Raw genomic sequence first — 21,781 nt, forward strand, 5'->3', positions numbered from 1 at the left:
GAGGGGTCTCAGGGGCGCCATTCCTCCTGGTAGTCGGGATGGTCGGAGTACGGCAGCGCAAGTAGACGGAGGGTCTGCACCGGCCAGAACTCATCGTCCCCACCGCCGTAGTAGCCGGTGTGCTGCTCGATAAGCCGCCGCTTAGCTTCGACGTCGGCCGCCACGCGCCGAGGATCATGCCGGGCGATGTGGGCGGCGATCGATTCTGGCGCGTCCCAGAGCAGGTAGTGGCCGCGGCCGACGACCCGGGAGGGCGGGAAGGCGACCCTGGAGGGCGAGACGGCGTCGTCGTTGTGCTCGACCTGCCACGACTCTTTGGGATCGATGCGGTTGTTCCATGCGTCCTCGTCGAGTCGGGCCTTGAGGAACTCCACCAGGGTCATCGCGTCAGTCTCCTTCACAGTCCGATGTCTGCGGTCGCGTTGTCTTCCCATTGGTCCACGCTCCGGATGTACTCCAGCAGCGCCGCCGAGTTCCGAGCCCACCCACCCTGGTCGGCGATCTTCTCGATCGGCTTCCCCGCCCGCCGCGCCGACGTCGCCAGACCGGCCCGCAGACTGTGCCCCGTGATGTCCTCGAAGCTGGCCCTCTCCGCGCACACGGTGACCCGCTCACCGACAGCTCGTGGCGACATCGCCCCGCCCAGATGATTCCACCGGTCGACGCACCGCAGCGCCGGATCTGCCGGCTCCGATTCCGCGGCTTCCCGCCAGGCCAGCCATGCCCGCACGGGATCGGTCAGGGTATTGCGCCCCCGCGCAACCCCCACTGACCTGCCACCTTTCTTCCCGAACCGCGTCGTCACCCGTAGGCCGTTCTGCTCCAAGGTGATGTCGGCGACCAGCAGCCCGGCGAGCTCGGAACGCCTCGCTGCGATGCTGAACCCAACGACCAGCAGCGCCCGATCGCGCAAGCCGCCCAGGTCGTCGGGGCACGCGGCCGACATTTCCCGGAGTTGGGGAATCGTCACCGCGGGGGCCTGCCCGCGGCCGCGGCGGAATTCGCCGGCCTCGGCCGCCTGGCGGGCTTCGTGGCGGAGGATCTCGCGGGCCTTGCGGGTGACGTCGCGGTCGACGGGCACGCCTCGGTCGCGGAGGCCAGTGGCGATGCCGCCGAGGGTGGTGTCGATGGTGGCGGGGGAGTCGCCGGCGAGCCAGCGCCAGCGGACGAACCCGGCGAGCATTCCGCGGGACACCGTGTCCGGCGGCAGGGAGACGATGTCACAGAACTCGTCCCACCGTCGCCAGGCGCGTTCGTAGGCCCGGACCGTGTTCGGTGGGCGGAGCGTCTGGGCGTAGTGGTCGGCTCCGGCGTCGAGGAGGGCGAGACGCTCCGTCTCGGCGAGCGTGAGACCCGAGTCCGAATGCTCCTCTAGAGCCGGATTCTGCTGACCGTTGATAAGGGAACTTATCAACGGTGAGACGCCAGTCTCAGGCGCGGAGACGGGGACGCCCCCCGAATCCGATTCGGAGGGCGCCCGCGTCGACAGGTGATCACTCACGACAGGACCCGATCCCGCTTGGCATCCCACGCTGTGCAATGCGACACCACATCACCCACCCGATCCCCAGTAAGCAGTCGGACGGTGATCTGCCATGGCGGCCAGAACGACCGCTCCGTCTGGATGTCGAGGACCTCGTACTCATTGCCGCTGACGTGGCTGTAGTACCGGCCACTCACCCGCCGGGGACCGATCTCGTCGGCGAAGGGTCCAAACGGGTGGGGCAGGGCGCGGCACCGCTCGGCGTGCGCCTGGCTCCACTGCCGCGCAGCCCGCAGCGCCGCCGCCAATCGCTCCTCGGAGCTTGCGTAGGCGGACAGGCCGTCCGAGCTCAGCGTGCTCTCCCGGCATCCCCAGCACGTGGACTGCAGGGTCGTGTCGCGGTCGGTCTTCTCATAGGCGCCGGTGTCGACGGTGGCGCCGCCGACGGTCAGGTACCGGGCGATGACGCCCTCCGGCCACGCCTCCACCGCGGGCCGCGCTGCTGTCGTACTCATGCTCTGCTCCCTTCCTCACTGACCGCCTACGAGGCGGCCTCCAGAACCCTCGACGGCAGCGACACCAACGCAGCCCGCGCCGCCACCACACCCGCCTCCGTCAACCGCAGATACCGTCGCGGCGGACGCGCCTCCCCACCCCGCTCACCTGCCGACTCCACCCGACCCGACACCCACCCCGCCCGCTCCAGACGGGCGAGCATCGGATACACCGTCCCCTGCGGCAAACGAGTCGCCGCCACCAGCTCGCGGCCGTACCACTCCCGGTCCTCACCATCGAACGCCGACAGCAGCAGCCGCGTCTGCAGCGTCATCCGGACAGTCATGAGCGGCCTCCCAGCCAGACCACGACGAGCACGGCCACTCCCGTGCCGACCGACGCCGGGATGTGGTGGGTGCCGACGTACATGAGCAGCCCGGTTGCCGCGGCGACGAGGACGGTGATGCCTGCGCCGGCGCTCACCGCCCACCGCCGGCGGGACGGGGGAGTATCTGGGGGGTCATGGCCGCTCCTCGTTTGGGCGGGCGCACGCGTGCGCGTACGCGCGTACGGCTGCGCGTGGAATTGCGCGCAAGCGCGTTAACGATCTTGATTGGGGGATCCCACGCGGGGGCAGGAAGTTCGTCACGCCGGTTCGTCACGGTCGTCACAGAGCCTTCGTCACGGCTCGTCACGGCCTTCGTCACAGGCCCGTGACAAAGCCCTGACCTGGGAAACCCTCCCCCCAGCCCCCCGCCCGTGACGAACCACTTCGTCACAGCCCCGGCGATCATGCCGGGACCGGTGCGTCGTCGAGAGCGCCCACGTTCACGATCTTGAAGGTGGTGCCCCGGCCAGAGCCCTCCTTCTCCAGCACCCCATCCCGGTGGAGCCGGTCCAGCACGTTGTTGATCCACGTCCGCGACTCGTTACCGGTCCGCTCCCGAATGGCCTGCAACTCGGAGTCGGTCGCCTTGAACGTCACCCGGTCGGTCGCGTGCCGGTGCCGAACCCAGTCGGTAACCAACCGCCGAGCCGCCTCCGGCGACATCCGCCCGCCCACCAACGGCTCGGTCTCCAACTGGTTCTCCTCCGGCGAAGGAGCGATGACCGGGTCGCTCGGGCCGGCGGTGATGGTCGGGTCCGGGTCCTCAGTGCGGACGTACTCGGAGACCGGGTCGCCCTCCTCGCGCAGCTCGTCGATGACGTCGCGCGCATCGTCGACGGACATCAGAACCTTCCGGGCGCCGTCGCCGCCGACGGGGCCGACGATCTTCGCCCGCTCCAGCGCCTCCATCACCCGCAGACACACCTCGTGCCCGATCCTCAGCTTGCGCTGCAGCATCTGCGTGGACGCGTGCTGGGTCACGGTGACGATTTCGGCGGCTTGGGCCAGGAGCTCGGCGAACGCCTCATCGACCTCGGTCTCATCGTCGTCGCGGTCGTCGGCCTGGTCGCCGTCGCTGGGGCGCGGCGCGGCACCAGGCGATGCCGGCGGCGGGAGTTGCGGGACCTTCACAGCCGCGCCTTCGGGGAGACGGGCCAACCGGGCGGTGAACTCGTCCATGTCCTTGCTCGCTGCGGGCCACTGCTCGGCGTACGCCCGCATATTCGTCGCCGCTTCCTTCGCAGTCGAACCCCACGCGAACGTACGGCCCGGCATCGCGAAGTGCTGGTCGTCCACGCCATCGGCGTCTAGGTACGCCTTGCCCTGGTGCTCCTTGCGACCCGCGCCCCACATCTCGGGGCTGACCTCGGCGCGCTGCTGCCGCTCTGACAGGCCGTACTCGGCATCAGAGGAGGCGTTGAGGCCGAAGCACATGAACGCCATCTGCGAGCGGATGATGGTCGGCATCTCGCCGTGCGTGCTGCGTTGCAACGACATGATGACCCGGCCGCCTGCGGACCTGATCTCCTTGGTGATCTGCTCGATCAGCTCCTGGTCCTTGTTCCCGAGCTCATCGAAGATCTTCGCGATCTCCTCGAACAGCACCAGCCAGTACAGCAGGCCACAGCCGGGCTCCCAGTCGTTGTAGTCGTGGTCACCCAGCCATTTCGTCCGCTTGGGGATCTCCTCGTGCAGGTCCCGAATGAACTTCGAGATACCGGCCTTGCCGGTCTGCAGACGATGCAGGCCCGGCTCAAGGGGGCCGAGTGTCTGGGTGGCCTTCGACAGGTCGACGGCGAAGATCGCCACGTCGCGCCTGCTCATGGCCTCGGCGAGAGTGTTCCAGCCGCCGCCCATGCTCTTGCCACTGCCGCTGGCGCCCATGATCTGCAGGTTGTTACCGGGGACCCGCATCTCCATCGGGTCGGAGTCCTGAAAGATCCCCACCCGCAGAGGATCGGCGATGCTACCGCCTGGTCGTGACGGTCCCGGCCAAGGGATCGGCGAGTCCATGACCAGCGGATTTGTCACCGTGATGTTGGCCTTGGACGCATCGGTCTTGTCCCTGGTGATGACGACGCTGCCGGGCGGGAACTGCATGCCCGACTCGATGTACTCGGTCTTCTTCTGCACATCCTCGACGGTCTTCTCCCCGGCCGGGAGAGCCATCTGCCCCTTGACCTTGTGCTCGCTGACCTCGGTCGTCTTCACCTTCGCACCCGACAGCCCGAACGACGCCTTTGCCCTGTCGAACATCGACCCGAGCGCGTCGATGTTGCCGTCCTCGGCCGGGCTCTGACGGATCACCGCGCGGATGTTCCACGCGATCGCGAGGGCGCCGCCACCGAAGAACGCCATGCCGCCGGTCACCGGATGCGTGACGCCCACGATGTTCGCGGTTACGAACCACATGCCGGCGCCCCCGGTGGTGAGGGTGGAATGCCAACGGCCCAGCATGCTGCGATGGTGCGAGACCGCCCAGGTCAGGGCAGTGAGCAGCATCGTCAACGCGGTACCGGCCATCGTTGTCCACGTCACCGCCGGCGCCTCACCCCACACCTGATGTGAGACCTCCCCCACCACGTACAGCAGCACCAGCACGATCCACGGCGGCACCAGCACGCCAACCTTGGACACCGCGGACACCACGATCCGCTCCAGGCCCTCCTGCTGGGCCACCTCCAACTGCTGCTTACGCGCCATCACAGATCGACCCCCCCGTGCCACCGCCGGTTCTTGCTGCCCCCGGTGGAGCGGGGCTCCAGGAACTCCCGGCGGTACTGCTGGTTGAACCTCACGACCTCCGCGCTGACACCGAGCGCGAGCTTCTCGGCCTTGCGGAGCTTGCGCGCCACCCTGCGGGCGCGAAGCCGCACGTCAACGCCGAACAGGCCCGGATGCCCGTCCAACTTCCGCATCGCTCTGGCCGCGGCTTCGGCGCCGTTCACCAGCTCCTGCGCCATGTCGTGCGCGAACCGCTGGTTGGCGCGGGCGTAGTCGGCGACGTTCTGCCCGACCCTGCCGCGGAACGCGATCTCGCCGATCTCGTTCATCCGCTGCTCACCAGTCCCCATGCCTCTGCCTCACTCGTTCAGGAAGTTCTTCTCGTAGGCGCGCACGAACTTGGCGCCCTGCTTGCCCATGCCGTCGGCGGCCTCCGAGGCGCGCTTGAGCCGCTTGGCGACCCGGTGCGCCTTCACCCGCACGTCCAGGCCGAGCAGCCACCACTGGCCGTGCAGGCTCGCCATCGCGGCCTCGGCGTCCCCGGCGGCGAGCTCGAACTCGAACGCCCACCGCTGGCCCAGCGACTCCAGTTCCTCGCCGTAGCGGGCGAACGCCTCGCCGAGCGAACCGCGGAACTCGATCTCCGACAGTTCGGTGATGTTGCGGCGGGCCATCTCAGCGGGCCTCCTCGTCGGTGCGGATGGTGATGGCACCGAGGTAGCCGGCGCGGTACTCGGCGGCGAGCACCTGGCCTAGGCGGCGGACCCGGGGCGACAGGGGGCCGATCCCGAGGACTGCGGTGGCGAGGTGGTCGGCTGCGGTGGCGAGGCAGCCGAGGACCGCGGCGGCGCCTCGTACGGTGGCGCGGACCTTGTGCCAGCGCGCTCGGACCGCGCTGTAGCGGCGAGGACTGGAGTCGAAGCGCATCAGGACTCACCGGCCCGCGTTGCCAGCGCCCTGCCGTTGGTCAGCGGGCCGGTCAGACCCCACTCGGGACCCGACTCCCCGCCCAGGTCCCAGCCCTCCGCGGCCGACGCCTCAACGGCGGGGGTGGGCACCTGATCGGAGTCCTGGGTTCGGACCTGGAGGTCCGGCCCCTCGGAATGCGAGGTCCGGATCACCTTCCCGATCGCATTGGCGCGGGCCTTGGCGATCCTGAGTCGCTCCGCCAAGTCCTCGTTCCGCATATGCGTCCCCACCTGCTCGAAGTGGTGCCGCGCCAGCCCGATCGCCTGCGCGAAAACCTCCGCCGGAACCCCGTCGGGACGCAGCGAGTCCTGGAGGTCCCAGATGAGGTCCCACCGGTTCGGCTCGGGCGCCGCAGAGTCCTCGGCCGGGACCTCCCCGGACCCCGCCCCCTCGACGGGGTCCGGGGAGGGCGTGGCGGTCAGTTCGGCGAGGGCCTCGCGGACCCACGCTCTGACCGCGTCCTGTGTGTCGAGTCCCAGCAGGACTGAGGAGGGGATCTGTCCGGTCGCGAGCTGGTGCCGCAGCGTGAGAGGGACCTTGCGGCGGGCGGTGATCCAGTACTGCTTGCCGTAGTGCGCCGTGAGGACGGTCCTGGCGTGCAGGATCGCGGACTCGCGGGTCAGCGCCTCGCTGTAGGAGGTGATCTCCCACAGCACCATGCGGCGCCACAGGCGGGCCGTGCGGATCGGGGACAGAGCCCACCGGGACAGGCGGATCTTGCCCATGCGGGTCGAATCGTCGTCCCGCAGGTGCCGGGCCGCCTCGAAGATGATGACCGCGACCAGGATGACAATGGCGTGCAGGGCCCGGTCGGTGCGGTCGCCGTCGGTGACGGCGTAGTTGGCCAGCACGGTCCCGGCGGTGAGCACCCACGCCGAGGTGCGCAGGAATGCCGATGGCCGCAGCCAGTCCAACAGCAGCAGCGCGAAGATGCCCAGGTCCAGGCCGAGAGGGAGGGCGGGGCCCCAGATCCAGCCGTGTTCGCGGGCGTAGCGGGCGAGGTTGGCGAAGCTCGTGGCGGTGCCGCTGGCGAAGACGGCGACGCCGGCGGCGAGGGCGGTGGTGTAGCCGACGTGCCGGCCGGTGACGCGGCGCTTGGTGGGTTCGGTCATTTGCGCATGTCCTTGAGGATCTCGGCGGCCCGGCCGGTCTCGGCCTTGTTGCCGTCCTGGTCGATGGGGCCGTCGTATCCGGCGTCGCGCAGGGCCCGGAACTTGCGGGCCGCCTCGGTGTCCTGGCCGGGCAGTTTCGCCATCGGGGTGATTCCTTCGGTCCGAGGGGCGGCGGGGTTAGAGCGGCAGGTCGGCGACGAGCTGCTGGAGGTCGGCGCGCGTGCGGGAGACCATCAGCCGCTGCTGCCGGTCCTCCAGATCCGCAGGCGTGAGGTGCTCGGAGGCGTAGTAGTACGCGAGGGCGTCGGCGATCGCGTCGCGCTGGGGGCGGCCGATCCGCTCGTCGTCGGCGCCCTGGAGAGCCGTGTAGACGGCCTGGATCGCGGGGTCCCGGCGGGGCTTGGCGAGTGCGCGCTCCATGTGGCGGCGGTGCCAGCCGCGCAGGCCCAGCCATCCGGCGACCGCCCAGCCGCCGATGGGGATCAGCAGCGGCATGGTGGCCTCGGTGGCGAGCAGCACGCCGAGGGTGCCGCCAAGGGCGACCATGCCTCCGATGAGGACCACGCCGAAGACGTGGGGGTTGCGGATCCAGAACGGGTAGGGCGGTTCTTCTGTGACTGTCGGGTAATCGCTACGGTTCGTCATGCGTCGGAAGCTCCGTTTCCGATGAAGTCCCCTGGTCGGCGTTGCAGTCGCACGACCAGGGGGCGTCCTACATTCGGGGCCGCGGCCCCAGGCCACGGGGTTCCGCCCTCCGGCCCTGCCGGACGGGCGCCCGGGGACGCGGCGGTCTCACTCTTCTTCCTGGCCGAACAGCAGCCGGGCCGCCCCCGCGACACCGCCGACCACTTCGTCGAAGACCACGGGCTTTCTTTCGTCCTCGCCCAGGTCGGTTCGGACGCAGTGCCAGCAGTCGTCAGGCAGGAGGCTCAGGATCGCCACGCGCTCGCCCGTGTCGGCGTCCTTGGCGTTGTAGAAGCCTGGCAGCGTTTCGGGGTACGGCTCGAAGAACTCCAGCGTCCGGTCCCAGATCTTGGCGCTGATGGTTCCGCTCATGGCCTGCCTGCCCGCAGCTCGTCGTCGGCGCCCCAGCCGGGCGGGGCAATGGACAGCAGCCGGTGGAGCGCCCGGTCCCGCAGGGCCTCGTCGTTGGAGGTCAAGGCCTGGACCGCCAGGGCCCAGTCGGTGCGCTCGATGGTGGTGTACTCGCCGCGGCCTGGGTCTGATCCCGTGCTGCTGCTCATCGTCGTCTTCCTGGTCAGCGGGGGTTTGGTGGGTGCGTGACCGGAACGGGACGACTTTCCCAGCGTCCCGGCCACGCACCCGCGGGAAGGGCGGACACGGTTGGTGTGGGGCCGCGCCCGCCGAAGGCTTCCGGGTGTCTTCCGTGGGGCCGCCGCGTGCCTGCTTCCCCAAGCCAGATGGCACGCGGCGGCTCCGCGGAAGACACCCACACGGGGCTACAGCCCGGCCGGGCGGTCGACCTTGCGGCCGGCCTCCAGGTGCATCTCCTGCCGCAGCCGCTCCACCAGCGCCGTCGGGCTGTCGGCGTACAGGGTCCGCGACAGGCCGTCCTCCAGCTCCTCCTGCGTGATGGTGCGGTCGCGCGTGGCGTAGAGGACGCCGGTGTCGGAGCACCAGACGCCCCACCCGCCGGTGAGTTCGCGGATCACGCCCTTGAGGAGGTAGGCGAGTCGCTGAGCGCGGTCGTCGGCGTTGGAGATGTCCATCGGCATCGCTGCGGTCTCTGGGGCTGTTGCCTCGGGAACGGTCATGGAGGGATCACTCCTAGTCGCCACACCCGGACAGGGTGCGGCTAGAAGTTCGAGGTCTAGGTACCTCCACAGCATGCACTAGCCCATGCGAAAATACCATAGGCGAATTCGCATAGTCGGATTGGTGGTCCCATGTCCGTATCCACGGGAGGCACAAGTGATGCCGCTACGATCACCCCACCAGCCGCAACGCACGAGGACGCCATGACCGAGCCCAGGCGCAGCCCCACCCTCCGCCGCCGACGCCTGTCAGCGGAACTGACCGCCCTCCGCGAGGGCCGCAGCCTCACCGCCGTCCAGGTCGACAAGCACCTCGGCTGGACACCAGGCAAGCTCGCCCGCATGGAACGCGGCGTCTGGCAACGCCCCAACCCACGCGACATCACCGACCTGCTCGACCTCTACGAAGTCACCGACGAACGCCGCCGCGACTACCTGCTCACCCTCGCCCGGCAAGGACGCGAACGCGGCTGGTGGCACCCCTACCGCGAAATGCTCAGCGAGTCCTACACCACCTACATCGGACTCGAAGCCGAAGCCGCCACCATCCTCAACTTCGAAGCCCTCATGGTCCCCGGCCTCATGCAAACCGAGGACTACGCCCGCACCGTCGTCCTCAACGGGCCACTCGAAGTCACCCAAGAGCAGGTCGACAGCCGCATCGCCGTCCGCAAGGAACGCCAGGAACTCCTCACCCGCGCCCACGACCCGCTCCGCCTGTGGGCCATCCTCGACGAAGCCGTACTACGCAGGCAGGTCGGCGGCCCCGACGTGATGCGCGCCCAACTCCAGCACCTCCTCGACCTGGCCGAGCTCGCCAAGGTCACCGTCCAGGTAGTGCCGTTCACCCGCGGCGCGCACGCCGGATTCGGCGGCCCGTTCGTCATCGTTGAATTCCCCGAACCGCTCGACCCCGATGCCGTCTACTCCGAGAACAACGCGGGCGAGCTGCTCTTGGAGGATCCTGAGGACGTCGCCCGGTTCAAACTCGCCTTCCAACGGCTCGGAGCAGCAGCCCTGAGCCCCGGCGATAGCCTGGCGATGATTGCCGCCATCAAGGCGGAGACCTGACCTGTCCACCCACTACACGAAAGCCAGTACCTATGCCGCACACCCAGCCATCCCAGCCTGCCTGGCGAACCAGCTCCCACTCCGGGCAGTCCGGGCAGTGCGTCGAGGTCGCCGACCTCGGCCAGCGCGTCGGCGTCCGCGACTCCAAGAACCCGGCCGCCGGCGTCCTCGCCGTGAGCCGTGAAGGGTTCGCCGCCCTCGCCGACCGCATCCGCGCCGGCGACCTGTAACACCCAGCCAAGACAGAGCCCCCGGGGATGATGCCAGTTCCCCGGGGGCTCCGCTGTACCTAGTACCTAGCCGCCGCCCACCATACCGACGAGCACCCGCTCACCAAAGACCCTCCTGCTCCCCAACCGGCGCCACATACCCCACCAGCGGAGCACACCGCACCACACACGCAGACACCTCCAAGCCCGTTGAACCAGACCGGCCGACGACCACGTGCTCGGGCACCGAAGCGCGGTCCACGCTGACGAAGGACACGTAGCAGACCACGCAAGCACGGCCGAGGGACTGGGGACCGTTGAGGTCGGGGAACACGTGGCCATCGGCGAGATCAACCGCGGACGGGGAGCGGTTGCTGGGGAGCATCGGGAGCGCCTCCTTGAAGATCAGAGGCGGGCCCAAAAGTCCGCTGACACCTCAGCTACGGATTGTGTAGCTCATGGGTGGTACGGAAATCCTGCGGTCCAGGTCAAACAGATGACAGCCCATGGGTAACAGGAGGAAGATTAAAAGTCCGGAGCTCTGCCAATTGAGCTAGCGACCCTGGGGCTTGCTGATCTTGTGGTGGTCTCTCCCGTCTGGGGTGGGACGGTCGGGTGGCTCCGGACCGTCCGGGTCGGGATCGAGTCTAGAGGGAGGTTGCGGCTCCCTGCATCTCAGTAGTTCCGGTCAGGAGCCGAAACGGAGGGTCAGGCGTTCGATGTCCGGGCCCGCGACCTCGGACGGGGGCTGGCGGCCGATCTGGACGCGGTAGGCGGGGCGGGACGGGACGGCCGCCGCGGGGACCAGGAAGGTGCAGTGGGCCGCGGTCTGGCTGGACGCGTCGCGGGTGGGCTTCTCCGGCATTCCGCTGCCCAGCTTTCCGGCCGCCAGCGTCCTGCCGTCCGGGTCCCTGATCACGATGGGGGCGCCCTCGACGATGTCGGCGAAGCGTCCCCCGCCGGTGCAGGTGCCCGGGTCCCAGCTGAATCCCTTGGTGTCGGTGATCGTCACCTTGCCGGAGAGGCTGCGGGGCGGGGGTTCGGGGGAGGAGCGGAGGCCCGCGTACACCAGCGCGGCCACCAGGGCGAGGGCGATCGCGGTCGTGCCGATGGCGATTCGGCGGTGCAAAGGGCCCCCCTTGGTGGACGAACCGCATCATGCCACGGAGATGCGGACGGGGAGGTGTTTGAGGCCGTTCTGGAAGTTCGAGGTCAGGCGGGTCGGAGGTCCTGTTCTTTCGATGTGGAGTGGGAGCAGTTCGCGGAAGACCGCGCGCATCTGGACGCGGGCCAGGTGGGCGCCGAGGCAGAAGTGGGGGCCGAAACCGAAGCTGACGTGGTCGTTGGGCGTGCGGGCGATGTCGAAGGTGTCGGGGGCGGGGAATACGGTTTCGTCGCGGTTGGCGGAGGCGTGGTATACGACGACCTTGTCGCCTGCCCTGATGTCCTGTCCGGCGAGATTCAGGTCCTGGGTGGCGGTGCGGCGGAAGTCCATGACCGGGGGCCAGTAGCGGAGCATCTCCTCTATGGCCGAGGGGAGGAGTTCCGGGTTTTCGCGGAGGCGGGAGAACTGGTCGGGGTGGTCCAGGAGGGTGAGGAGGCCGCCCGGGATTCCGTTGCGGAGGGTCTCGTTTCCCGCGACGGCGAAAAGGAAGAACATGTTCTCGAATTCGGCGTCGGTCAGGCCGCCTGAGAGCATGCGCGACATCACGTCGTCGCCCGGTTTCTGGCGTTTGGCGTCGGCCAGGGCGTGGGCGTAGGCGAACATGTCGCGGAGGGCGGCGGGTGAGCGGGGGTTCACCGGGCCTCGCAGGGTGGGGGTCTGCTTCACGGCGGCGCGGCCCATGGGGCTGAGGGATTCGGCGGCGGCCGTGGAGAGGCCCGCGTACTCGTCGTCCTGGTAGCCGATGACGCGCGATGCCCAGTCGTAGAGCAGGCGGCGGTCCTGCGAGGGGACGCCCATGATGTGCGCCAGCGTCCAGACGGGCAGGTCGGCGACCACGTCGACGAAGTCGAGCTCGCCGCGGGCGGAGCCGATCAGTGCGCGGGCGCGGTCCTCGATCGTGGACTCCAGCGCCCGCACGGCCCGGGGCGTGAACGCGGCGGCGACGATGCGGCGCAGCCGGGAATGGCCGGGCGGGTCCTGGTTGAGCATCATCGACCGGACGAACTCCAGGTCCGCGGGCGTGTCGGGGTCGCGGAGCTGGGTGGCGCCGAGGTGGGAGGAGAACAGTTCCGGGGTGCGGAGGACGTGCTTGACGTCGGCGTGCCGGAAAACCGCCCAGTAGCCGGGGCCGGGCGGCCAGGGGCCCACGGCGGGCTCGGGGATCCGGCAGACCGGGGACTCCGCGCGGAGGCGCCGGAACGTTCCGTACGGGACGCCCGTTGCGTAGGTGGCGGGCAGATAGATCTCCTCACGCATGGCTCCAGCGTGCATCATGGCGAGGTGACGGTGAAGGCCGAGGACGGCGACAGGATTCTCCGGGACAACTTCGCACCGTGGGTGCTCGACCTGGGCCTGCGGGTCGAGGAGGTCGGTGATCGGCGGGCGGTGCTGCGGCTGCCGTGGTCGGACCGGCTGGCCCGGGAGGGCGGCGGGATGTCGGGGCAGGCGCTGATGGCGGCGGCCGACACGGCGACGGTGATCGCGGTGTCGGGGGCCCGGGACGGGTTCGTGCCGATGACGACCGTGCAGCAGAGCACCACGTTCCAGCGGCCCGTCGTGGGCAGGGACGTGCTGGTGGCGGTGCGGATCACCAAGCTGGGCCGGACGCTGGCCTTCGCCGACGTCACGATGACGGCGGAGGGCGAGGACGAGCCCGCCGCGCACGCCACCACCGTGTACGCGATCATGGGTTGATCTGGAGGAGATGTCGTTGACTCGTACCGAGTCGGTCGCTGTGGCGGACGGCGAGTTCGCTCTGCACGTCTGGACTCCGGAGGGAGGGGCCGGCGGGCCGGGGATCCTGCTCGTCCAGGAGGTCTACGGCATCGGCGCCTATATGAAGGCGGTCGCGGAAGACCTGGCCGCGCTGGGGTACGTGGTGGCCGCGCCCGACCTGTTCTGGCGGCTCCAGCCGGGATGGGCCGCCGCGCACGATGACGAGGGCCTGCAGAAGTCCATCGAGTTGTCTTCGGGGTTCGACCCTGTGAAGGGGCTCGAAGACCTGGAGGCGTCGCTGGCGCGTCTGCGGAAGCTTCCTGAGATGACGGGTCCGGTCGGGCTCCTGGGCTTCTGCTTCGGGGGCACGTTCGCCTACCTGCTCGGCGCGCGCGCTGACGATGTCTCGGCGGTGGTGTCGTTCTACGGGTCGGGCGTTCCCGACCAGTTGGAGTTGCTCGACAGCATCCAGTGCCCGTTGCAGTTCCACTTCGGTGGCTCCGACCCCTACATCCCTCGCGAGAAGGTCGCGGCCGTGGAAAAGGCCGTCGCAGGGCGCGCGAACGTGGACATGCACGTCGAGGAAGACGCGGGCCACGCGTTCCACAACCGCAAGGCCCCGATGTTCTACAACCCTGAGCCGGCCGCGCGCGCTTGGCGCCGTACCGAGGAGTTCCTGGCCCGCCACCTCCCTACCCGGTAGCGGCCCAGGCGGGGAGGGGTTCGCACGTGGCCAGCCAGGCCGCGGGCAGCCCTTGGACGCCCACGCGTGCGGCGACGATTCCACCGACGATCGCGCACGTGGTGTCGACGTCCCCGCCCGCGGCGGAGGTCGTCCAGAAGGCGCCCTCGTAGTCGTCCAGATGCAGGGACGCGGCCCACAGGGTGTACGGCACCGTGTCGTGGGCCGCGACCTGCCGGCCGTTGCCCAGCACGGACGCGGCCGTGCCCGGGTCGCGGATGGTCAGCAGGCGTCTGGCCTCGGTGATGCCTTGGCGCACGCGGGTTTCGGGGACGTGGTCCAGCACTCCGTCCAGGAACACGCCGGGTGCGAGGCGTCCAGGGGTGGAGGCCGCGATCGCCGCGGCCGCTGCGATGGCGACGGTGCCCGCGACGGCTTCGGGGTGCGGGTGCGTGACGGTGGCGGACAGTTCCGCCTGGCGGGCCGCCTCCGCCGGGTCTTCGGCGTACCAGGCCCCGAGCGGGGCGACGCGCATCGCGGCGCCGTTCCCCCAGGAGCCCTGCCCGTCGAACGGCTCGCGTGACAGCTCGCGCCAGTCGCCGCCTTCCCGCACGAGGCGCAACAACCGGTTCGTGGACGGCCCGTAGCCCCGGTCGAAGTCGTGGTGGCGCGCGAAGCTCGCCGCCAGGGCGTCCTGGTCGACGCGCCCGTGCCGCTCCAGGACGTGCACCACGGAGCAGGCCATCTCGGTGTCGTCGGTCCACTGCCAGGGCGACCCGTCGGGCGGTGTGCGTGATTCGAAGGCGGCACGGTGGGCGGGGACGAAGAACTGCGAGCCGAGGGCGTCCCCCAGCGCCAGCCCCAGCAGCGAGGCGCGGGCGCGCTCGCGTGGATCGGAGAGCGGCATCGTGGCCATTGTGCAGGATCAGCGGGCCGCGGCGGGCTCCAGGTCGTCGCGCAGCCGCGACAGCTCCTTGCGGGACGACACGCCGAGCTTCGGATACGCCTTGTAGAGGTGGTACTCGACGGTCCGGGGGCTGAGGAACAGCTGGGCGGCGATCTCGCGGCTGCTGACGCCGTCCGCGGCCAGCCGGACGACCTGGAGCTCCTGCGGGGTGAGCCGGTCGAGCGGGTCGGGGGCGGCGTCCCGCCGGGGCCCGCCGGCCGCGGCGCCGCTCTCGCCGGTCGCGCGGAGCTCGGCGCGGGCGCGCTCGGCCCACGGCGCGGCCCGCAGCCGCTCGAAGGTCTCCAGGGCGGAGCGCAGCGGGACGCGGGCGTCCGAGCGGCGGCGCGCCCGGCGCAGCCACTCGCCGTACAGCAGCTCGGTGCGGGCCTTCTCGAACGGCCGCCCGCCACGCCCGGCGGGACCGGCCTCGCGGGCGGCCCGTTCGTGCAGCTCCAGGGCACGCTCGTACAGGCCCAGGGCCCGCTCGTACGGTTCGCGCTCGGTGTCGCTCAGCAGCGCCTCGCAGCGCAGCGCGACGGCCCCCGCCCAGCTCTGCCGGCCCGCGTCGGCCCAGGCGCGGAGGCGGTCGTGGGCGGAGCGGGCGCGGTCGGGAAGGGCCGCGCGGACGGCCGCCTCCACCTGGTCGGCGGCCGAGATCATGATGTCGGCGGTGGGACGGTGCGGGTCGAGCCCGATCCGCTCCAGCCGCCGCAGCGCGTCGTCGTACCGGCCCAGGCCCAGGTCGAGCAGGCCGAACGCGCCGGTGAGGGCGTCGTCGGGGCCGGGCGCGGCGGCGGCGAGCTCCTCCAGCCGGCCCTGGTCGCCCTCGATCGCGGCGATCCTGGCCAGGACGAGGCCGAGCCGTCCGGCGCGCCGCTGGAAGCCGGTGTCGCGGGCGAGGGCGATCGCCTCGGCCGCGGTCGCCTCCGCGTCCTGGTGCCGTCCGGTGGCGAGCTGCGCCTGGGCCAGACCCTCCAGGACGCCCGGCAGCGCGCCGGCCATGCCGTGCCGACGGCAGTGGGCGGCCTCGGCGGAGGCCAGTTCCAGGGCGGCGTCGTCGTCCCCGACGATCAGGGCGGCGAGCGTGACCTGGACGGCGCGGACCCGGTCGTCCACGGAGGCGCGGACGGCGGCCGGGGACGCGTTCGCGCCGGCGCGGGCCGCGGCGACGGCCTCGGCTAGCAGCGGCAGCCCTTCGGCGTAGTCGCCGCTGATGAGCCGCGCCATCCCCTGGACGGCCCTGTCGGTGGACGGGAGCAGCTTGGCGGCCTGGCAGAGCACGGACGTCTCCCCGCCCATCCAGGCGTAGGCGGCCGCGGTGCGCAGGACCGCGGTACGGTCCTCGGCCGCGCCGTCCGAGGCCGCGCCGCCGTCCGAGGCCGCCGTGCCCCCCGTGCCGGCGGGGCCGGGCGTCCAGGCGCGGGCGGCGTGGTCGGCCAGCATCCTCGCCGCGGCGCGCGGGTCGCCGCGCTCGAACTCGACCGCCGCGCGGACCTGGACCAGCCGGGCGTGCTCGGCGGGGTCGTCGGTGAGGCGTTCGGCCATGTGGACGAGTTCCTCGGTGTCCTCGACCGCCCCGGCCTGCAGGGTCGCGCCGGCCGCCGCGCCCAGCCGGCGGGCCCGCTCGCGCGGATCGGGGGTGAGGTCGGCGGCCTGCCGGTAGAGCCGGGCGGCGGTGCCGAAGCCCGTGCGGTCGCGGGCCCGTTCGGCCGCGCGCTCCAGCCCGGCCGCGACGTCCTCGTCGGGCCGCGTCGCGGCGGCCGCCCGGTGCCGCGCGCCGCACTCGGGCTCCCGCGAGGACTCGGCGAGCGCGCGGTGCGCCTGCAGCCGCCGGGTCAGCGGCGCGCCCTGGTACACCGCGGCCCTGATCAGCGGGTGCCGGAACACGATGGAGCGGCCCCGCACCTCCACCAGCCGGGCCCGTTCCGCCTCGTCCAGGTCGGCGAGGCTCACCCCGAGCCGTTCCGCGGCGCCGAGCGTGCTGGTCAGGTCGCCGCGCCCCTCGGCGGCCACCAGCAGCAGCATCCACTGCGCGGCCTCGGGCAGCCGGGCGATCTGGTCGCGGAACCCGGCGGTCACCCGGTCGGCCAGCGGCAGCGGCGTGGTCTCGTTCGACCGCCGCCCACGCGCCGCGCCGAACTCGATGAGCGCGAGCGGGTTTCCGGCCGACTCGCGGACGATCCGGTCGCGGAGGGCGGGCGGGACGTCGCCGTGCTGGGCCAGGACCCGTTCGGAGTCGGCGGGGCCGAGCCGTTCCAGGGGCATCTCTTCCAGGCCGCGGGCCTCGAAGCCTTCGTCACGGGCGGCGAACAGCATCACCACGCCCTCGGCCGCCAGCCGCCTGGCCGCGAACAGCAGCGCCTCGGACGAGGCGGTGTCGAGCCACTGCGCGTCGTCGATGAGGCAGAGCACCTGCCCTCCCTCGGCGAGGTCGGCCAGAAGGGTGAGGACGGCCAGCCCGACGGTGAAGCGGTCCTGCCCGCGCGTGCCTCCCCCGTTCTCACGTGCCCCGTTCTCGGTTTCTGTGGGCGTGGTGAGGCCGAGGGCGCCGCGCAGGGCGGTGCGCTGGGGCTCGGGGAGGGAGTCCAGGCGGTCCCGTACGGGCCAGAGCAGCTGGTTCAGCCCCGCGAAGACGATGTCCTCTTCGGTCTCGTACCCGGTGACGCGCAGCAGCCACAGCCCTCCCATACCGCCGCAGTCGCCGTCGGCGGGGCACTGCGTGCCCGTCCAGGGGCCGTGCTGGACGACCCAGTCGAGCAGTGCCGACTTGCCGATGCCGGTCTCGCCGCGCACGACCAGGGCACGGCTGCGCCGCAGATCCCGCGCCTGGGAGATGGCCCGCGTGATCTGAGCCTGTTCCGCTTCACGCCCGTAGAGCACCCTTCAAAACTACGGGGCCGACTACGGAAACCGTACGGATTCGGTGGGCGCGTTTCCCTCCGTACCTTCGAGCCCAGGCAGAACGCCCCGCGTCTCGACCTTTTGCACTGGGAGCACGTCATGAAGGAACTGTTCGAGCCCGTGAACGTCGGCAAGCTGGAGCTGCCCAACCGCGTCTTCATGGCTCCGATGACACGGAGCCGCGCGCCGGAGGCCGGCCAGGTGACCGAGCTGACCGTCGAGTACTACACGCAGCGCGCCGGGGCCGGATTGATCATCACTGAGGCCACCCAGCCGAGCGAGATCGGCCAAGGGTACATATGGACGCCCGGGTTGCACTCTGCGGAGCAGGTCGCCGCCTGGCGCAAGGTGACCGACGCCGTACACGCCAAGGGCGGGCGCATTTTCGTCCAGCTCATGCATTCGGGACGGGTCGGCCACCCCGTCCTCTACCCGGACGGGGCCCTGCCGTTGGCCCCGTCCCCGATCGCCTCGGGCGTGCAGCTGTTCACCCCTGAGGGCATGCTGGACCAGCCCGAGCCGCGTGAGATGACCGTGGACGACATCGCGCAGACGGTCGAGGACTTCGCCGCGGCCGCCCGCAACGCCATCGACGCGGGTTTCGACGGTGTGGAGCTGCACGGCGCCAACGGCTACCTCATCAACCAGTTCCTGGCCGACGGCACCAACCGCCGTACCGACGCCTACGGCGGCAGCGTCCCCAACCGGATCCGGTTCCCCGTGGAGGCCGCGCGGGCCGTGGCCGAGGCCGTCGGCTCCGAACGCGTCGGCTTCCGCGTCTCCCCGGGGACCACCGCCAACAACATCTCCGAGAGCGACCCGGCCGAGGTGTACACGGCGTTGCTGCGCGAGCTCACTCCGCTGGAGCTGGCGTACGTCCACATCATGGAGATGGGGAACAGGGAGCTGACCAAGCGGCTGAGGGCCGAGTGGCCCGGGACGCTCCTGCTCAACCCGCACCCGACCCCGGACGCCTTCCCGTCCCGCCCCGAGCACGGGGTGGAGGCGCTGCGGGACGGCGTCGCGGACGCGGTGGTGTTCGGCGAGTTGTGGCTGGCCAACCCCGACCTGCCCGCCCGCATCAAGGCCGACGGCCCGTACAACAAGGCCGACCAGGAGAGCTACTACGGCGGGGACCACCGCGGTTACACCGACTACCCCACCCTGGAAGAGGCCGTAGGAGCCTGAGCTCGGCACCGCGACGGGGGCACGGAGGCGCGCCGTGGGCATCGTGGAGCCCACGGCGCGCCTCCGCGTCGTCAGTGCCTTGCTCGGTTTGCTCGGGTCGCGTTCCGGTGACCTCAGTAGCCGGGACGGACGGCCCCGCTGAAGTTCCGCTTGTAGTAGCCGTTGAGCTTGATCTTCTTGACCCGCTTGCCCGAGCTGGGGGCGTGGATCATGTACCCGTTCCCGACGTAGACGCCCATGTGGCTCTTGCCGGAGTAGAAGAACAGCAGGTCACCCTTGACGGCGCCCTTCCAGGACACCTTGTGCTTGACGGCCTTGTAGATCTGCGTGGTCGTCCGGGGCAGCTTCACGCCCGCCTTGCGCCACGAGCCGCCGGCCAGCCCCGAGCAGTCCCACGAGCCCGGACCGGTGCCGCCGTAGCGGTAGGGGTCGCCGATCTGCTTGTAGGCGTAGGAGACGGCGTTGGCCGCACGCTGCTTCTGCTTGGCCTTGCGCGCCTGGGAGACCTTGGCCTGTGCGCTCACCAGGGCCACCTGCTGCGGAGCGGCCGCGGTACGGGCCGGCGGCGCGGCGGCCGCGGTCACGGGGCCGGCGGCCAGCAGCGAGACCCCCAGCGCCGACGTCGCGGTCAGCGCGATGCCACCGGTGAACGGCACGGTCTTGAAGGAGGCTCGGGTCTTCGAGGGGTTGCTGGTCTTCGAGGGGTTACGGGACGTACTCAGGACGGCTCCTGACCTCGCGGGTGGTGCCTACCGGGCAGCCCTCACCGCGGGCGGGGCTCCGCCCGGCGGTGTGTGACTGCGGCGCTTTCCGGCACGGCGATGCCCCGGGGGGATGTCGAGGGGCGGCGCAGGCCTTGGGCGCTCTCCGGCTCCGTGCTTCTCGTCTGCACGGACGCGGCCGGCCGTGCGCGCGGGGGGTTGCGTGGCGGCGGTGCGTCTCGAGACCCATGTGCTTGTCCGGGACCCGGGTGCCCTGCCGCGTTCGCGCGACGGCGTGGATGTTCTGTTATCTGGGGCGGCGCCTGTGCCGCTTCGGAACGGCATGAAGGTAGCCACGGATCTCGGCGCCCGGCAAATCTCGGGGAGATCAACCGGGGTGGACAGCTGTCCGAAAGATCTGCGACATAAGCGCACTGCCAGCACTTTTTCCGGTTCGTTCCTGGAAAAAGTGATCTGAGTCACTATTGCCGCACAATGCCGTTCAGACCCTTGCCAACTGGTAACCCGAGCCTGTCCGGGACCCCGTTTCGACGGTGATTGGCGGCGATTCGAACCCGCGCCTCCGGCCTACCGGACGGGGAATGGGATGGTCACTTCCGGTTATTGTCCTTATACATTCCGGTGACCACATTTAGCGATCTGTGATGATCGACACATTGGCCGCGCCGAGATCGGAGGCCGAAACGGATTATCGCCTTCCGGATATGGACATCTGGCGGCCCTTGACAGAACCCCCTCCCGGACATGTGATCCAAATCACATCCCTGTCGCTCCCGGAGGGAGAACCCGTGTTCGGTAAGGCCGGTCGAGCGCACGGGGCAGGGCACGTCCCGCTCCCGCGCTCCGTCCTCGTCAGGATCCTGTCCATCGCCTCCGCCGCCGCCCTCACGGCGGTCTCCCCCGCCGGGGCCGCCGAGGCCGCGGGTCCGGCGGTGGCCAAGTTCCCCTCCGGCTTCATGTGGGGGGTGTCCACCTCGGGCTTCCAGTCGGAAGGCTCGTATCCCGACAGCAACTGGACCCGGTACGTCCAGAGGAAGGCGGCCGGGGTCAAGGACCCCTACCGCGACTCCGTGGACTTCCGGCACCGCTACCCCGGAGACGTCCGGCTCGCCCGGGGGCTCGGCGCCAACGTCTTCCGCGCCTCCCTCGAATGGGCCCGGATCGAGCCGCGCCGCGGCGTTCGCGACCAGCGGGAACTGGCCTACTACGACGACCTCGTCCGCCGGATCAGGGCCGCCGGCATGCGCCCCATGCTCACCCTCGACCACTGGGTCCACCCGGGCTGGGTGGCCGACCAGGGCGCCTGGGACAACGCGCGCACCCCGTCCGACTGGCTCCGGCACGCGCGGTCCATGGTCGAGCGGTACCGCGGCCAGGGCGTCATCTGGATCACCTTCAACGAGGCGAGCCAGTACATCTACCACGAGACGATGTCGCGCCCCCTGAACCCCGTCCAGCTGGTCACCATGCGGAACGCGCTGATCCGGACGCACCGCGCCGCCTACGACATGATCCACCGGGTCGACCCCGGGGCGCCGGTGTCCAACAACGTGGCCTACGGCTCGGTGCTCAACGGGCTGTTCGACGCCGCGCTGTTCAACGACGTCACCGACAAGATCGACTTCATCGGGATCGACTACTACTACGGGGCGAGCCTGGAGAACGTCACCGCCGTCCACTCCCTCACCGGCGAGTTCTGGCGGATCGACCCCGAGCCCGACGGGCTGTACCACGTGCTGAAGAACTACCAGCGCCGGCTGCCGCACCTCCCCGTCTACATCGTGGAGAACGGCATGCCGTCAGACGGCGGCAGGCCCCGTCCCGACGGCTACACCCGCGCGGACCACATCCGCGACCACCTCTACTGGGTGCAGCGCGCCCTCGCCGAGGGGGTGAAGGTGATCGGCTACAACCACTGGAGCCTGACCGACAACTACGAGTGGGGCGGCTACCGGCCGCGGTTCGGCCTCTACCGGGTGGACGTGCTCACCGACCCGGCGCTGGAGCGCAGGCCCACCGAGGGCGTCGCCGCCTACCGGTCGCTGATCGCGAACCGGGGCGTGCCGTCCGGGTACGTGCCGGTGCGCCGCCCCGCGTGGTGCTCGATCGAGGACCCGGTCGCGACCTGCTTCGGCCGGACGCCCGCCCCGCCCGCCCCGTACCGCGCCCTGTACTGATCGAGGAATGACCGAAAAGGGAGAGAATCTCCCACCTCCACGCTATGGAATGAATATC

General features: G+C 70.6%; 27 protein-coding genes. 7 read left to right on the forward strand and 20 right to left on the reverse strand.

Translation table 11 applies throughout. The features are described from left to right. Nucleotides 1-8: 8 nt before the first annotated feature. From ACZ466_RS18225 to ACZ466_RS18295, 15 genes are all read right to left on the reverse strand, one after another. Complete coding sequence (locus tag ACZ466_RS18225) at nt 9-383, reverse strand: DUF6221 family protein (RefSeq protein WP_378280373.1); 375 nt, start codon at nt 381-383, stop codon at nt 9-11. A 14-nt stretch (nt 384-397) separates the two neighbouring features. Then, a complete protein-coding gene (locus ACZ466_RS18230; RefSeq protein ID WP_378280374.1) occupies nt 398-1,501 on the reverse strand; it encodes a tyrosine-type recombinase/integrase in 1,104 nt (367 codons plus the stop codon). Further along, on the reverse strand, nt 1,498-1,998 hold the full coding sequence (locus ACZ466_RS18235) for a hypothetical protein (RefSeq protein ID WP_378280375.1): 501 nt from the start codon (nt 1,996-1,998) through the stop codon (nt 1,498-1,500). The genes ACZ466_RS18230 and ACZ466_RS18235 overlap by 4 nt, the downstream gene beginning before the upstream one ends. 26 nt (nt 1,999-2,024) lie before the next feature. Then, nucleotides 2,025-2,312, reverse strand: coding sequence for a PadR family transcriptional regulator (locus tag ACZ466_RS18240; protein WP_378280376.1), 288 nt, complete (start codon nt 2,310-2,312; stop codon nt 2,025-2,027). 8 nt (nt 2,313-2,320) lie between these two features. Continuing rightward, a complete protein-coding gene (locus ACZ466_RS18245; RefSeq protein ID WP_378280377.1) occupies nt 2,321-2,461 on the reverse strand; it encodes a hypothetical protein in 141 nt (46 codons plus the stop codon). 307 nt (nt 2,462-2,768) lie between these two features. Continuing rightward, on the reverse strand, nt 2,769-5,069 hold the full coding sequence (locus ACZ466_RS18250; RefSeq protein WP_378280378.1) for a DNA translocase FtsK: 2,301 nt from the start codon (nt 5,067-5,069) through the stop codon (nt 2,769-2,771). Then, nucleotides 5,069-5,440, reverse strand: a complete 372-nt coding sequence (locus ACZ466_RS18255; protein ID WP_378280379.1) for a hypothetical protein — start codon at nt 5,438-5,440, stop codon at nt 5,069-5,071. Before ACZ466_RS18255 ends, ACZ466_RS18250 begins: the two co-directional genes overlap by 1 nt. Before the next feature lie 9 nt (nt 5,441-5,449). Beyond that, nucleotides 5,450-5,764, reverse strand: a complete 315-nt coding sequence (locus ACZ466_RS18260) for a hypothetical protein (protein WP_378280380.1) — start codon at nt 5,762-5,764, stop codon at nt 5,450-5,452. 1 nt (nt 5,765) lies between these two features. After that, nucleotides 5,766-6,017, reverse strand: coding sequence for a hypothetical protein (locus ACZ466_RS18265; RefSeq protein ID WP_378280381.1), 252 nt, complete (start codon nt 6,015-6,017; stop codon nt 5,766-5,768). Further along, on the reverse strand, nt 6,017-7,171 hold the full coding sequence (locus tag ACZ466_RS18270; protein WP_378280382.1) for a DUF2637 domain-containing protein: 1,155 nt from the start codon (nt 7,169-7,171) through the stop codon (nt 6,017-6,019). Before ACZ466_RS18270 ends, ACZ466_RS18265 begins: the two co-directional genes overlap by 1 nt. Beyond that, the gene (locus ACZ466_RS18275; RefSeq protein WP_378280383.1) at nt 7,168-7,314 is read right to left on the reverse strand and encodes a hypothetical protein; all 147 of its coding nucleotides are present in this window, start codon (nt 7,312-7,314) and stop codon (nt 7,168-7,170) included. Before ACZ466_RS18275 ends, ACZ466_RS18270 begins: the two co-directional genes overlap by 4 nt. A gap of 34 nt (nt 7,315-7,348) precedes the next feature. Beyond that, nucleotides 7,349-7,816, reverse strand: coding sequence for a DUF1707 SHOCT-like domain-containing protein (locus ACZ466_RS18280; RefSeq protein ID WP_378280385.1), 468 nt, complete (start codon nt 7,814-7,816; stop codon nt 7,349-7,351). A 147-nt stretch (nt 7,817-7,963) separates the two neighbouring features. Then, entirely contained in the window at nt 7,964-8,227 is a 264-nt protein-coding gene (locus ACZ466_RS18285; RefSeq protein WP_378280387.1) for a hypothetical protein, read from the reverse strand. Beyond that, nucleotides 8,224-8,415 carry a hypothetical protein gene (locus tag ACZ466_RS18290; RefSeq protein WP_378280389.1) on the reverse strand — a complete coding sequence of 64 codons (192 nt, stop codon included), beginning with the start codon at nt 8,413-8,415 and terminating at the stop codon, nt 8,224-8,226. Before ACZ466_RS18290 ends, ACZ466_RS18285 begins: the two co-directional genes overlap by 4 nt. 216 nt (nt 8,416-8,631) lie before the next feature. Continuing rightward, nucleotides 8,632-8,946 (reverse strand): hypothetical protein, encoded by a 315-nt coding sequence (locus ACZ466_RS18295; protein WP_378280391.1) that lies wholly within the window; start codon nt 8,944-8,946, stop codon nt 8,632-8,634. A 132-nt stretch (nt 8,947-9,078) separates the two neighbouring features. Between ACZ466_RS18295 and ACZ466_RS18300 the strand changes: the two genes are divergently transcribed. Both ACZ466_RS18300 and ACZ466_RS18305 read left to right on the forward strand, forming a co-directional pair. Then, nucleotides 9,079-10,017: a helix-turn-helix domain-containing protein gene (locus ACZ466_RS18300; protein WP_464043885.1), complete on the forward strand. Its 939-nt coding sequence runs from the start codon at nt 9,079-9,081 to the stop codon at nt 10,015-10,017. A 32-nt stretch (nt 10,018-10,049) separates the two neighbouring features. Further along, complete coding sequence (locus ACZ466_RS18305) at nt 10,050-10,247, forward strand: DUF397 domain-containing protein (protein WP_378280395.1); 198 nt, start codon at nt 10,050-10,052, stop codon at nt 10,245-10,247. A gap of 667 nt (nt 10,248-10,914) precedes the next feature. Here ACZ466_RS18305 and ACZ466_RS18310 read toward each other — a convergent pair. Then, entirely contained in the window at nt 10,915-11,355 is a 441-nt protein-coding gene (locus ACZ466_RS18310; RefSeq protein WP_378280397.1) for a hypothetical protein, read from the reverse strand. A gap of 27 nt (nt 11,356-11,382) precedes the next feature. Further along, nucleotides 11,383-12,648 (reverse strand): cytochrome P450, encoded by a 1,266-nt coding sequence (locus tag ACZ466_RS18315; protein ID WP_378280399.1) that lies wholly within the window; start codon nt 12,646-12,648, stop codon nt 11,383-11,385. A gap of 24 nt (nt 12,649-12,672) precedes the next feature. On the opposite strand from ACZ466_RS18315, the gene ACZ466_RS18320 reads away from it, so the two are divergent. Further along, on the forward strand, nt 12,673-13,086 hold the full coding sequence (locus tag ACZ466_RS18320) for a PaaI family thioesterase (RefSeq protein WP_378280400.1): 414 nt from the start codon (nt 12,673-12,675) through the stop codon (nt 13,084-13,086). Between the two features lie 16 nt (nt 13,087-13,102). Beyond that, nucleotides 13,103-13,810, forward strand: coding sequence for a dienelactone hydrolase family protein (locus ACZ466_RS18325; RefSeq protein ID WP_378280402.1), 708 nt, complete (start codon nt 13,103-13,105; stop codon nt 13,808-13,810). Here the strand turns inward: ACZ466_RS18325 and ACZ466_RS18330 are convergent. Further along, nucleotides 13,800-14,696 (reverse strand): ADP-ribosylglycohydrolase family protein, encoded by an 897-nt coding sequence (locus ACZ466_RS18330; RefSeq protein WP_378280403.1) that lies wholly within the window; start codon nt 14,694-14,696, stop codon nt 13,800-13,802. The genes ACZ466_RS18325 and ACZ466_RS18330 overlap by 11 nt on opposite strands. A gap of 18 nt (nt 14,697-14,714) precedes the next feature. Continuing rightward, nucleotides 14,715-17,615 carry a LuxR C-terminal-related transcriptional regulator gene (locus tag ACZ466_RS18335; protein WP_378280405.1) on the reverse strand — a complete coding sequence of 967 codons (2,901 nt, stop codon included), beginning with the start codon at nt 17,613-17,615 and terminating at the stop codon, nt 14,715-14,717. A 120-nt stretch (nt 17,616-17,735) separates the two neighbouring features. On the opposite strand from ACZ466_RS18335, the gene ACZ466_RS18340 reads away from it, so the two are divergent. Continuing rightward, nucleotides 17,736-18,824, forward strand: a complete 1,089-nt coding sequence (locus tag ACZ466_RS18340; protein ID WP_378280407.1) for an alkene reductase — start codon at nt 17,736-17,738, stop codon at nt 18,822-18,824. 113 nt (nt 18,825-18,937) lie between these two features. Here ACZ466_RS18340 and ACZ466_RS18345 read toward each other — a convergent pair whose 3' ends face one another. Continuing rightward, a complete protein-coding gene (locus tag ACZ466_RS18345) occupies nt 18,938-19,480 on the reverse strand; it encodes a C40 family peptidase (RefSeq protein WP_378280409.1) in 543 nt (180 codons plus the stop codon). Nucleotides 19,481-19,757: 277 nt separating this feature from the next. Between ACZ466_RS18345 and ACZ466_RS18350 the strand changes: the two genes are divergently transcribed. Together ACZ466_RS18350 and ACZ466_RS18355 are read left to right on the forward strand one after the other, a co-directional pair. Next, on the forward strand, nt 19,758-20,003 hold the full coding sequence (locus ACZ466_RS18350) for a hypothetical protein (RefSeq protein ID WP_378280411.1): 246 nt from the start codon (nt 19,758-19,760) through the stop codon (nt 20,001-20,003). 331 nt (nt 20,004-20,334) lie between these two features. Further along, a complete protein-coding gene (locus tag ACZ466_RS18355) occupies nt 20,335-21,723 on the forward strand; it encodes a family 1 glycosylhydrolase (RefSeq protein ID WP_378280413.1) in 1,389 nt (462 codons plus the stop codon). Nucleotides 21,724-21,781: the final 58 nt, after the last annotated feature.

The organism is Actinomadura rugatobispora, from assembly GCF_055379765.1.

What these genes read in the sequence shown, in the direction of transcription:
- ACZ466_RS18265 (WP_378280381.1), bottom strand. Translation starts at nt 6,017, where the DNA reads ATGCGCTTCGACTCCAGTCCTCGCCGCTACAGCGCGGTCCGAGCGCGC.
- ACZ466_RS18290 (WP_378280389.1), bottom strand. Translation starts at nt 8,415, where the DNA reads ATGAGCAGCAGCACGGGATCAGACCCAGGCCGCGGCGAGTACACCACC.
- ACZ466_RS18255 (WP_378280379.1), bottom strand. Translation starts at nt 5,440, where the DNA reads ATGGGGACTGGTGAGCAGCGGATGAACGAGATCGGCGAGATCGCGTTC.
- ACZ466_RS18250 (WP_378280378.1), bottom strand. Translation starts at nt 5,069, where the DNA reads ATGGCGCGTAAGCAGCAGTTGGAGGTGGCCCAGCAGGAGGGCCTGGAG.
- ACZ466_RS18330 (WP_378280403.1), bottom strand. Translation starts at nt 14,696, where the DNA reads ATGCCGCTCTCCGATCCACGCGAGCGCGCCCGCGCCTCGCTGCTGGGG.
- ACZ466_RS18315 (WP_378280399.1), bottom strand. Translation starts at nt 12,648, where the DNA reads ATGCGTGAGGAGATCTATCTGCCCGCCACCTACGCAACGGGCGTCCCG.
- ACZ466_RS18295 (WP_378280391.1), bottom strand. Translation starts at nt 8,946, where the DNA reads ATGACCGTTCCCGAGGCAACAGCCCCAGAGACCGCAGCGATGCCGATG.
- ACZ466_RS18300 (WP_464043885.1), top strand. Translation starts at nt 9,079, where the DNA reads ATGTCCGTATCCACGGGAGGCACAAGTGATGCCGCTACGATCACCCCA.
- ACZ466_RS18340 (WP_378280407.1), top strand. Translation starts at nt 17,736, where the DNA reads ATGAAGGAACTGTTCGAGCCCGTGAACGTCGGCAAGCTGGAGCTGCCC.
- ACZ466_RS18280 (WP_378280385.1), bottom strand. Translation starts at nt 7,816, where the DNA reads ATGACGAACCGTAGCGATTACCCGACAGTCACAGAAGAACCGCCCTAC.
- ACZ466_RS18240 (WP_378280376.1), bottom strand. Translation starts at nt 2,312, where the DNA reads ATGACGCTGCAGACGCGGCTGCTGCTGTCGGCGTTCGATGGTGAGGAC.
- ACZ466_RS18285 (WP_378280387.1), bottom strand. Translation starts at nt 8,227, where the DNA reads ATGAGCGGAACCATCAGCGCCAAGATCTGGGACCGGACGCTGGAGTTC.
- ACZ466_RS18275 (WP_378280383.1), bottom strand. Translation starts at nt 7,314, where the DNA reads ATGGCGAAACTGCCCGGCCAGGACACCGAGGCGGCCCGCAAGTTCCGG.
- ACZ466_RS18225 (WP_378280373.1), bottom strand. Translation starts at nt 383, where the DNA reads ATGACCCTGGTGGAGTTCCTCAAGGCCCGACTCGACGAGGACGCATGG.
- ACZ466_RS18235 (WP_378280375.1), bottom strand. Translation starts at nt 1,998, where the DNA reads ATGAGTACGACAGCAGCGCGGCCCGCGGTGGAGGCGTGGCCGGAGGGC.
- ACZ466_RS18305 (WP_378280395.1), top strand. Translation starts at nt 10,050, where the DNA reads ATGCCGCACACCCAGCCATCCCAGCCTGCCTGGCGAACCAGCTCCCAC.
- ACZ466_RS18270 (WP_378280382.1), bottom strand. Translation starts at nt 7,171, where the DNA reads ATGACCGAACCCACCAAGCGCCGCGTCACCGGCCGGCACGTCGGCTAC.
- ACZ466_RS18260 (WP_378280380.1), bottom strand. Translation starts at nt 5,764, where the DNA reads ATGGCCCGCCGCAACATCACCGAACTGTCGGAGATCGAGTTCCGCGGT.